We start from the raw sequence: 9,972 nt of genomic DNA on the forward strand, positions 1-9,972 counted from the left end.
GCCCCGTCGTCCGGGGCACGCGCACCCCGGGTGTCGGTGCGCGGCCTGGACGCTCGCGAGCCGTACACCGTCCGCATCGCCGGCCGCGTCGTCGTCCGCGGCACCGCCGACGCCCCGGGGGACGGCCAGGCCGGCTGTCACGCTTCCCTCGACCAAGCCCACGGCCCGCCTCGCCGTGACCGTCACCGGGTCCGAGCGCGACCGCGTCGGCCGCGACACCCTCGCCGTGGTGACCGGAAGGCTCACCGCCACCGCCAAGAAGTCCCGGGCCCGCGCCTCGACCGCCCAGCGGATCACCGTCCGCGGACTCGTCCCCGGACAGACGGTGCGCGTCACCTACCGCGGGAAGACGGTCAGCGCCCTGTCGGCGAAGGCGTCGCGCAACGGGACCTACACCGTGCGCTTCGACGTCGGCCAGCGCTGGGGCACCAAGAAGGCCATCGTCCGCTCCGGCACCCGCAGCACCCACGTCCGCTTCACGGTCACACCCCGCCACGGCTGAGCCGGGCACCGGAGGGCGGTGGGTCATCCACCGCGCGGGCGTCCGCGACGGTGGACCACTCACCGCCCGACGGACGTGACGGCGCCGGTGACGCCTCAGTCGAGGGCGACGACGAGCGACTCCTGGACGAAGCCCAGCCAGTCGTACACGTCGCCGAAGGCGAGCACGGCCTCGTCCTCGGACTGCTCGATGCGCTCGAGGTCCTCGTCGGTCTCGATGCCCAGGCGGACGGCCAGGGCGAGCCGGACGTCGGTCAGCGCCCGCAGCCAGGCCTGCACCTGGGCCGGGTCCAGCTCGACCTCGACCTCGCGGCCGTCGTCGTCCGCGCCGGCGACCGGCGAGTCGTCGAGGCCGCCGGCGTGCAGCGTCTCGATGAGCACCTCGGCGTTGGCCACCTTGCTCGAGACGAGCGACTGCTCGGTGAAGCGCCGGAACTCGGCGGCGTCGTCCTCGTCGTCGCGGTAGGCGTCGGGCAGCAGGCGGCGCAGCACCGGGTCCTCGGGCGGCAGCGCGGGCCCGCCCATGCCGAGCTGGGCGGCGAGCGGGTCGGCGCTCGACTCGGACTCCCCGTGCCGGTCGCGCAGCAGCTCCACCACCTGGGCGGAGAGGTTGGCCAGCAGGTGCGCCTCAGCGGACTCGAACGTCGCGTGGACGCGTCCGCGGCGGCGCCGGCGGAAGGGCTTCACACGCCGCTCCTCTGCAGGGTCGCCCACAGGCCGTACTCGTGCATCGCCTGCACGTGACGCTCCTGCTGCTCGCGGCTGCCGCTGGAGACGACCGCCTTGCCGTCGTGGTGCACCGCCAGCATCAGCTCGGTCGCCTTCTCCTCGGTGTAGCCGAAGTACTCGCGGAACACGTAGGCCACGTACGACATCAGGTTGACCGGGTCGTTCCACACGATGGTGACCCACGGGTCCTCGAGCTGGACGTCGCGCGACGTCGGGCTCGTCGATCTGGACGGGGGTCGGCATGCTCACGACCCCCATTGTGGCGGACGCCCGCGCGGCGCCCAACGGCGCGAGGCGCACTGGCGCGGGTCCCGCACTAGCCTGGCCAGGTGACCACCGCGCTGCTGACCGACCACTACGAGCTGACCATGCTCCAGGCGAGCCTGCGGGACGGGACGGCGTCCCGCGCGTCCGTCTTCGAGCTGTTCGCCCGCCGCCTGCCCGACGGCCGCCGCTACGGCGTCGTCGCCGGCGTCGGTCGCGCGCTGGACGCCATCGAGCGCTTCCGCTTCGACGAGGACGACCTGGAGTTCCTGCGCGCCCACGACGTCGTCGACGCCCCCACGCTGGACTGGCTGTCCGACTTCCGCTTCGGCGGCGACGTGCACGGCTACGCCGAGGGCGAGGTCTACTTCCCCGGCTCCCCCGTCGTGGTCGTCGAGGGCTCGTTCGCCGAGGCCGTCCTGCTCGAGACGGTGCTGCTGAGCATCTACAACCACGACTCGGCCATCGCGTCCGCCGCCGCCCGCATGCGCACGTCCGCCGCCGGCCGCCCGCTCATCGAGATGGGCTCGCGCCGCACGCACGAGTGGTCGGCCGTGGCCGCCGCCCGGGCCGCCTACGTCGCCGGCTTCGGTGCGACGTCCAACCTCGAGGCCGGACGCACCTGGGGCGTCCCGACCACGGGCACGAGCGCGCACTCGTTCACCCTGCTGCACGACTCCGAGCGCGACGCCTTCGTCGGCCAGGTCGAGTCGCTGGGCACCGGAACCACCGTGCTCGTCGACACCTACGACGTGGCCGAGGCCGTGCGCACCGCCGTCGACGTCGCCGGCCCGCGCCTGGGCGCGGTGCGCCTGGACTCCGGCGACCTCGTCTCGCTGGCCGCCGAGGTGCGCCAGCAGCTGGACTCCCTCGGCGCCACGACACGCGCATCATCGTCACCAGCGACCTGGACGAGTTCGCCATCGCCGCCCTCGCGCAGGCGCCGGTCGACGGCTACGGCGTCGGCACGGCGCTCGTGACCGGGTCCGGCGCGCCGACGTCCGGCTTCGTCTACAAACTCGTCTCCCGCGAGGGCACCGACGGACGCATGGTGCCGGTGGCCAAGAAGTCCAAGGACAAGGCGTCCACCGGCGGGCGCAAGCAGGCGCTGCGCCGCCGGGACGGCCGGGGCGTCGCGACCCACGAGGTGATCGGGGTGGACGTGGCGCCGGTCGACGACGGCGACGACCGTCCGCTGCTGGTCGAGCTGGTGAAGGGCGGCGAGCGCGTCGACCACTCCACGCTCGACGACGCCCGCAAGCGGCTCGACGCGTCGCTGGAGGAGCTGCCGCCGTCGGCGTGCCAGCTCTCGCGCGGCGAGCCCGTGCTGCCGACCGTCTACGAGGGCGTCCGATGAGGGCGCTGGTCGTGGTCGACGTGCAGGTCGACTTCTGCGAGGGCGGGTCGCTGGCCGTCGCCGGCGGGCACCGCGTGGCCGAGGACGTCCGCGACCTCCTGGCGTCCGAGCACGGGTACGACCACGTCGTCGCCACCCGCGACCACCACGTCGACCCGGGCCCGCACTTCAGCGACACCCCCGACTACGTCGACTCCTGGCCGCCGCACTGCGTCGTCGGCACGCCCGGCGCCGAGCTCGAGGCGCCGCTGACCGACGACCTGTTCGCGGCGATCTTCGACAAGGGCGAGTACGAGGCCGCCTACTCCGGCTTCGAGGGCAGCGCCGGCGGCACCGGCCTGGCCGACTGGCTGCGCGCCCACGACGTCACCGACGTGGACGTCTGCGGCATCGCCACCGACCACTGCGTCCGCGCGACGGTGCTGGACGCCGCGGCGGCCGGGTTCCGGGTGCGGGTCCTCGAGTCGTTGACCGCCGCGGTCACACCGGAGAACCTCGAGCGCGTGCGCACCGAGTGGACGTCCGCCGGCGTGGTGGTCGCGTGAGCGTCGACGCCGCCGCTCGTCCGGTCGACGACCGGGCCCAGGACGAGCTCGCGAGCCGCGGCCTGCGGCTGGGCCTGGTCGACACCGCCGACCGCCGACCCACGACGCCTGGGTGCAGGCGGTGCGGCGTGGCTTCCTGGAACGGGGCGCGGGACGCCGGCCGCCCTGGACGCGCGTCACGACCTGCGCAGCCCACCACCGCCACGTCGCCGTGTGGGACGACACCGCCGCGGAGCCGGCCACGCCGGTCGGCACGCTCGAGAGCTGGACCTCGGAGCTGACGGTGCCCGGCGGCGCCGCGGTGCCGGCGTGGGCGATCGAGTGGCGTCACCGTCGCCCCCACCCACCGCCGGCGCGGCATCGCCCGCAACCTGCTGGGCTCGGAGCTGCGCACCGCCGCGGACGCCGGCCTGGCGATGGCCATGCTGACCGTCTCGGAGGCCACGATCTACGGGCGCTTCGGGTTCGCCCCGTCGGCCATGGCGCCGACCTCGAGGTCGACACCCGCCGCGCCCGGTGGCGGGCCCGGAGACCAGCGGCCGCACGCACCTGGTCGAGCCCGATCGGCTGCGTCCCGACGCCGAGCGCGTCCTCGACCGGGTCCGCCGCGCGACGCCCGGCAACATCGTCATGGGCGAGGCCTTCGTGCGCCGCACGCTCGGCACCGTCGGCGAGGTCGCGGGCGACACCCACGCGTCCGCCTGGCGCCACCTGCGCCACGACGACGCCGACGGCACGCCGCAGGGCTTCGCCGTCTACCGCGTGGTCGAGGACGAGGCCGACATGTCGCGGTCCACGGTCGTCCTGCACCAGCTGGTCGCGGCGACCGACGAGGCGTACGCCGCCCTGTGGCGCACGCTGCTGGAGATGGACCTCGTCGCCCGCGTGACCGCGCACCTGCGCCCGGTCGAGGAGCCGTTGTCGTGGATGGTCGCCGACCGGCGCGCCATCCGGACGACCACGTTCGACCACCTGTGGACCCGGATCCTCGACGTGCCGGCCGCGCTCGCGGCACGCACCTACGAGGCGTCCGGACGCGTGGTGCTGCAGGTGGACGATCCGCTCGGCATCGCCGGCGGCACGTTCGCCCTCGAGGCGGACGCGTCCGGCGCCGGGCAGGTGGGCGTCACGGACGAGCCGGCCGACGTCCGTCTTGGCGTCGACGCCCTGGCCGCGCTGCACCTCGGTGGGGTCCGGGCACGCACGCTCGCGAGTGCGGGCCGCGTGCACGGGGACGTGGACGTGCTGGACGCGCTCATGGCCACGGCGCGGGCGCCGTACCTCGACCACTGGTTCTGAGCCGCGGGACGTGCTCGCCCTCAGCGGCGCCACTCGTACGGGGTCGTCGTCGACACCTTGCGGAGCCCGGCCCGCTCGAGGATCGGTCGCGAGTACTCGGTCGAGTCGCTGTGCGCGAGCGTCCAGCCGCCGGCCAGTCCCGAACGGGCCCGGGCCGCCGTGAGCGCCCGGTAGATGCCCCGCCCCCGCCACGCCGGCAGGGTCGCGCCGCCCCAGATGCCGACGAAGTCGCTGCCGGCGACCGGCTCGAGCCGCCCCGCGCTCACGATCGCCCCCGCGGCCTCGGCGACCCACAGCTCCATGCCGTCGTCCAGCGACAGACGGTGCAGCAGGGCGTCGGCCTCGCGCTCGGACACCGGTTCGCCGAACGCCTCGTCCTGCATGGCGCTCATGGCCCGGACGTCGGCCTCGCTGCTGACCCGACGCAACGTCACGCCGTCGGGCAGCGGCACGTCGACGGCGAGGCCTGCGAGCGGCCCGACCATGACCGACTCCGTCTCCCCGGCGACGAACCCGTGGGCGAGCAGCGCCTCGTGCAGACCGGGCGCGTGGTCGTGGCCGCGGGTCTTCCACTCCACCCGCGTGACGTCCGGGTCGGCGGTGAGCCGGGCCAGTCCCTCGGCCACGAGCCGGCGCACCTCGTCGGCGTCGGCACCATCGAGGTCGCGGTAGGTGACGAACCCGCGGCCGCCCCGGAACGTGACGAGCCGCAGCGGCCCGAGCCGCTCCACCGACACCGCGCTGGGCGTCTCGGCGTCCGTGCGCAGCTGATCGTCGTAGGCCCTCAGCAGGGCGGCGTCGTCCACGACCTCATCCTCGCGTGACGGCGGGGCCTCGACAGGCTCGGGCAGGGCTAGGCGGGGACGAGGGGCCGGAGTCTCACGTGTCTGGCGTGGCGCAGGGGTCGCTGCTGCGGATCGATCCTGGGTGGCGGGACGACCTCGACGACGCCGTCCTCGGCCAACCGCGCGGACCAGTCGCTGTCGTGGAGCAGGTGGTGGTGGGCGAAGCAGAACAGGGCGCCGTTGTCGAGGCTGGTCTCACCGCCCTCGCTCCACGGTCTGAGGTGGTGGGCCTCGCACCAGGCCGGCGGTCTGTCACAGCCCTTCCACGAGCAGCCGCCGTCGCGCTTGGCGAGGGCGATGCGCTGGTTCCGGTCGTGGAGCCGGTCGGCACGGCCGAGGTCGAGGACCTGGGAGTCGCCGTTCAGCACGATGGGGAGGATGCCGGCGTTGCAGGCCAGCCGGCGTGCCTGGCTGGCACTGAGGTCGCATCCCGTCGAGAGCGTGGCGCGGGAGACCCGCTGCTTCAGGTCGTCGAGATCGATGTTGACCGTCACCGTGGCGACGAGGCCTCCTGCCTGCGGGAAGCACTCGGTCGGCAGGTGCTCGATCAGCTCACACAGGGCCTGGCCCATCCGGCGCGGGTGGTCGAGGCGGCCGATCTCGGTGTCGGAGTGATCGCCGTCAACGTCCCGGAACAGCGCATCGAGCCGGCGGGGTGCGGAGAGTCCTTCGAGGACGGTGCGCAGGATGTCGGCCTGCACGTCCGGAAGAGCGCCGCGCACCCAGGTGAGGCCGTCGCCGCGGGGCGTGAACGTCACGTGCGCCTCGGACCAGGCCTGCTTCTCCTGACGCTCGAGCTGCTCCCCGATCACCTCGTCCGCAGCGAGCGGGTCGACCACCTCCACGATCCGATTCGCCAGTCGCCGCAGGTCGTCGGCCGCGAAGTCCGACGCGTGCTGCAGGAGCGTGGCCTCGGCGTCGTCGTGCTGCTCGGCCACGAACCACTCCGGCAGCCGGTCCAGCGCGGTCAGGATGATCGACGCCTGCTCGGTCGACACCTCACCGGACGCCCAAGCCTCCCGCGTCGCGAGGCCTCGGGTCGCGTCGAGACGCGAGAGCTTCACCAGCCGGGACGCCTCACGACGGGCGATCCCGGTCTGGTCCGCCAGCCACGCCACGGTCGAGGCGTTGCCGTCCTCACGGGGCAGCACACGCTCCTCGGCGGCGCTCGTCAGCCGCACGGCCGTCTCGGTGAGACTCGCGATCGTCCGCTGGATCTCGACGGTGACGGAACGCAGCTCCGCGTCCGTGAGCGACCACGCCTCGAGCTCACGCAGCTCCCCGCGCATCCTCTCCAGCTGGTCGATCCGCATCCGAGAACCCCCGTGTCGAACGTTTGTTCTATCCTACCTCGCGGGTCCGACAAGAACCACCCGGATTCCCAGGAATGCAGGCCTTATTCGGACTGGACGAGCTCCTCTCGACAAGCCCAAGGAGCGAGGCTCGAGCGACCCGACAGACCAAGGCGCGCCCGCACCCGACCCCTCGTCATCAGCCCCTCGGGGGTGACCAACCACCCGAAGCTCGCTCGACCAGCTCAAGAAACGCACGACGCCCCCCTCCCGCCGCAGCGGAAGGGGGCGTCTCGCGAGAGGAGAGCCTCAGCGCACGCGGACCTTCACGGCCACCGTCCGGCCGGCCGTGTCCCGGCTGCCCAGGTACGCGACCGTCAGCGTGTGCAGGCGGCGTCCGGTGGGCTTCACCGTCAGCACGACGCGACCGTCCCGCAGCGTGCCGACACCCAGCACCCGACGTCCGTCCGAGACGCGCACCGCGCCGGTCGGCACGTGCCCGGCACCGCGCACCGCGACCGTGAGCCGCACCGAACGGCCCTGCTTCACCGACGAGGCCGACCGCGAGACCGCGACGCTGGCGGACGCCTTCTGGACGACGACGCGCGCCGTCCCGGCGCTGGACGCGCTGCGGGCGGTGCCCGCGTACGTCGCCGTCAGCGTGCGGCTGCCGACCTTCAGACCGGACACGGAGAACGCCGCCGTCCCGTTCCGGACCGGAGCGGTGCCGACCGTGCGCGAGCCGTCCTTCAGCGTCACCGTGCCGCCGGCCGAGACGCCCGAGGCGCCCTGCACCGAGACCGTGACGGGCACCTTCTGGCCGAAGACGGCCTTGGCCGGCACCTTCACCGAGGTGGTCGTCCGCAGGGCGTCCGCGAACACCGTGGACGCTCCGCCGAGGCGCAGGAACACCGTCTCGCCGGTGGCGTCCTTGAGCCCGTCGTTGTCGGTGACGGCGTAGACCCGGCCGTCGGCGGCGATGGTCAGGCCCTCGAGCTTCTCCTGCGTCCAGCCGTTCGTCGCCTGCAGGTCGGGCAGGACGTCGTGGGCCAGCTTCTTGGGCAGCACCGGCACGCCCGTGGGGTCACCCGCCGGGACGTCGACCGTGTAGATGCGCTTGACCCGGGCCCTGGGGCCGTTCAGCTTGTCACGCTCGACGACGGCGAGGGTGTCGGCGTCGACCGCGACGATCTCGGACAGGCCCATCCAGTCGGCGCCGTCGCGACGCGGCGTCTGCAGCTCGTAGCCGTACCAGTGCCACTGCTTCGTGGCGACGTCGTAGCGGCCCAGGCGCGTCGTGCTCTCACCCTCGAAGGCGTCCGTCGGGGCCGCTCCGTCGGTCCACAGCGGACGCTGGACGGCGACCCACACGTGCTCGCCGCGGGCGTCGTTCGTCGCGGCGACTCCCTCCAGGCCCCACTTGCCGATCTTGGCCGTCACGTCGGCGGGCAGCTCGACGGTCTCGACGACCTCGCCCTTCGCGTCGGTGCGCAGCACCTTGTTGCCCGGTCCGGTCGCGCCCTCGACCGCGAGCCAGAACCCGCCGTCGGCGCGGGACGCGATGCCCTCGACGTCCAGCTTCGCCGGCACCCCGCCGACGGTGACGGGACGCGCCGCGGTGATGACGGTCGGCGTGCGGCGCACGTCGACCGTGTAGAGCTGCGCGACGTCCAGCGCGGCGTCGGACGCCGCGTAGATCGTGCCGGCGTCCGTCGGTGCGCGGCCAGCGCGCCGAGGGCCGTCCAGCCGACCGGCTTGCCGTCCACGTCCGCCGAGCGGATCGACGGGAAGGCGGCCTGTCCCTTGCCGTGCTCGAACAGCTGCACCGAGGCGCGGACGCCGGCCGCGGCGTCGTCGGTCTCGCTGGAGACGGCGAGCAGGTCGCGCGACTCGATCGCGAGCAGGCCCTCGGGGCCGTTGGTCGTCGGCAGGGCGTGGGCGTAGCGCGGGTTGCGCGGGTCGGTCATGTCGTAGGCGACCACGACGTTGCTGCGCTCGGAGCCGACGAACGCGTAGCGGGTGCCCCCGAACGTGCCGAGGGTCAGGCCCTCGGGCTCGGGACCCTTCTTCGCCGCCCGGTCCTCGTTGTGCAGGCCGAGGCTGATGACGACGTCGGCGAACGAGCTGCCGGCGTCCCAGACGACGTCGCCGGTGGTGGAGTCGAAGACGCTCCAGCCGCGCGAGCCGCCCTTCCAGTCACCCTCGTTGGCGGTGGCCAGGTAGCGGTCGTCGACCCAGCCGATCGCGTCGGGCTCGCGCACGACGTCCGTGATCGTGTCGGTCGGCGAGATGCGGCCGTCCTTCTTGGTGTCGAAGCCGGACGCGGTGACCGTGCTGGCGTTGAACACCCGCTGGATCGCGCCCGTGGGCAGGTCGACGAGGACGACGCCGTTGTTCTCCTGCAGGGTCACCGCCAGCTGGTTCTTGCCGTTGATGGAGACGTACTCCGGCTCCGGGTCCTGCGGCGTGTCGAGGCCGGCCTCGACGAACGAGGCCAGCGCGCTGCCGTCGGGGTTGGTCAGGTCGACGCGGCGCGCCGTCCAGGCGCTCGGGGCGCCGGCGAGCTCGACGACCTGCACGAAGCCCGCGGGCGCTGCGGCAGGTCCCCCTTGGCGCCGCCGGTCGGCGTCGCGTCCTCGTCGCGCTGGTTCTCGATCGCGATCGCGGCGTACGCGCCGTCCTCGCTGGTGGCGATGGAGTCGGGCTGGCCCTGCAGGTCGATGCTCGCGACGCGCTTGGTGTCGGACAGGCGCACGACGTCCAGGCGGCCGGACGGGTTCGCGAAGTCGCCGCCGCTGGTGTCGACCACGACGAGCACGTACTTCCCGTGGACGGCCACGGACGTCGGCTGGTCGTCGGCGTCCCCGAGCTGCGCCAGCGACAGGCTGCCCTCGCCGCGCGGCTTGTCGGGGTCCGTGATGTCCAGGAAGCCGATGCGCTTGCCGGGCGCGTCGGTGTAGACGAGCGTCCGGCCGTCCTCGGACACCGCGGAGATCTCGGCGACCGTCTCGCTGCTGGCGGGGACGTCCGCGGGCAGGTTCTGGTACACGGGGTAGGTCGCCGTGCGGTGGAACGCCGACGGCGACGGGGGCCGCGGTGGGCGTGGCCTGCGCGCCGGGGCGCGAGGGCGGGGACGAGCG

General features: G+C 73.8%; 9 protein-coding genes and 3 pseudogenes. 5 read left to right on the plus strand and 7 right to left on the minus strand.

Features of this window, described 5'->3' with window-relative positions; genetic code table 11:
• Positions 1 to 175 precede the first annotated feature (175 nt).
• A complete protein-coding gene (locus AC2W7G_RS04270) occupies positions 176 to 502 on the plus strand; it encodes a hypothetical protein (protein WP_485867345.1) in 327 nt (108 codons plus the stop codon).
• Positions 503 to 597: 95 nt separating this feature from the next.
• Here AC2W7G_RS04270 and AC2W7G_RS04275 read toward each other — a convergent pair whose 3' ends face one another.
• The gene (locus AC2W7G_RS04275) at positions 598 to 1,188 is read right to left on the minus strand and encodes a DUF2017 domain-containing protein (protein WP_485867346.1); all 591 of its coding nucleotides are present in this window, start codon (positions 1,186 to 1,188) and stop codon (positions 598 to 600) included.
• Positions 1,185 to 1,400, minus strand: coding sequence for an ATP-dependent Clp protease adapter ClpS (gene clpS, locus AC2W7G_RS04280; RefSeq protein ID WP_485867347.1), 216 nt, complete (start codon positions 1,398 to 1,400; stop codon positions 1,185 to 1,187). The genes AC2W7G_RS04275 and clpS overlap by 4 nt, the downstream gene beginning before the upstream one ends.
• A 159-nt stretch (positions 1,401 to 1,559) precedes the next feature.
• Here clpS and AC2W7G_RS04285 point away from each other — a divergent pair.
• From AC2W7G_RS04285 to AC2W7G_RS04300, 4 genes and pseudogenes are all read left to right on the plus strand, one after another.
• Positions 1,560 to 2,851 (plus strand): annotated as a pseudogene (locus AC2W7G_RS04285) (nicotinate phosphoribosyltransferase).
• A complete protein-coding gene (locus AC2W7G_RS04290; RefSeq protein ID WP_485867348.1) occupies positions 2,848 to 3,396 on the plus strand; it encodes an isochorismatase family protein in 549 nt (182 codons plus the stop codon). Before AC2W7G_RS04285 ends, AC2W7G_RS04290 begins: the two are co-directional and overlap by 4 nt.
• Before the next feature lie 329 nt (positions 3,397 to 3,725).
• Positions 3,726 to 3,854, plus strand: a pseudogene (locus tag AC2W7G_RS04295) (GNAT family N-acetyltransferase); the annotation flags it as partial.
• 58 nt (positions 3,855 to 3,912) lie between these two features.
• Positions 3,913 to 4,695: a sterol carrier protein domain-containing protein gene (locus AC2W7G_RS04300; RefSeq protein ID WP_485867349.1), complete on the plus strand. Its 783-nt coding sequence runs from the start codon at positions 3,913 to 3,915 to the stop codon at positions 4,693 to 4,695.
• Positions 4,696 to 4,715: 20 nt separating this feature from the next.
• Here the strand turns inward: AC2W7G_RS04300 and AC2W7G_RS04305 are convergent, their stop codons facing one another.
• The 5 genes and pseudogenes from AC2W7G_RS04305 to AC2W7G_RS04325 form a co-directional block, all read right to left on the minus strand.
• A complete protein-coding gene (locus AC2W7G_RS04305; RefSeq protein WP_485867350.1) occupies positions 4,716 to 5,501 on the minus strand; it encodes a GNAT family N-acetyltransferase in 786 nt (261 codons plus the stop codon).
• A gap of 47 nt (positions 5,502 to 5,548) precedes the next feature.
• The gene (locus tag AC2W7G_RS04310) at positions 5,549 to 6,853 is read right to left on the minus strand and encodes an HNH endonuclease signature motif containing protein (RefSeq protein ID WP_485867351.1); all 1,305 of its coding nucleotides are present in this window, start codon (positions 6,851 to 6,853) and stop codon (positions 5,549 to 5,551) included.
• A gap of 288 nt (positions 6,854 to 7,141) precedes the next feature.
• Positions 7,142 to 8,578 (minus strand): esterase-like activity of phytase family protein, encoded by a 1,437-nt coding sequence (locus AC2W7G_RS04315; RefSeq protein ID WP_485867353.1) that lies wholly within the window; start codon positions 8,576 to 8,578, stop codon positions 7,142 to 7,144.
• Positions 8,579 to 8,784: 206 nt separating this feature from the next.
• Positions 8,785 to 9,411: pseudogene (locus AC2W7G_RS04320) on the minus strand (choice-of-anchor I domain-containing protein); the annotation flags it as partial.
• Positions 9,351 to 9,972: hypothetical protein (locus AC2W7G_RS04325; protein ID WP_485867352.1), on the minus strand; the 622-nt coding region annotated here is incomplete at its 5' end. The gene AC2W7G_RS04325 and the pseudogene AC2W7G_RS04320, both read right to left, overlap by 61 nt.

The organism is Aeromicrobium sp. PFPM2_SD2 (assembly GCF_057364525.1).

Coding starts and splice junctions, on each gene's coding strand:
- AC2W7G_RS04290 (WP_485867348.1), top strand. CDS start 2,848: ATGAGGGCGCTGGTCGTGGTCGACGTGCAGGTCGACTTCTGCGAGGGC.
- AC2W7G_RS04310 (WP_485867351.1), bottom strand. CDS start 6,853: ATGCGGATCGACCAGCTGGAGAGGATGCGCGGGGAGCTGCGTGAGCTC.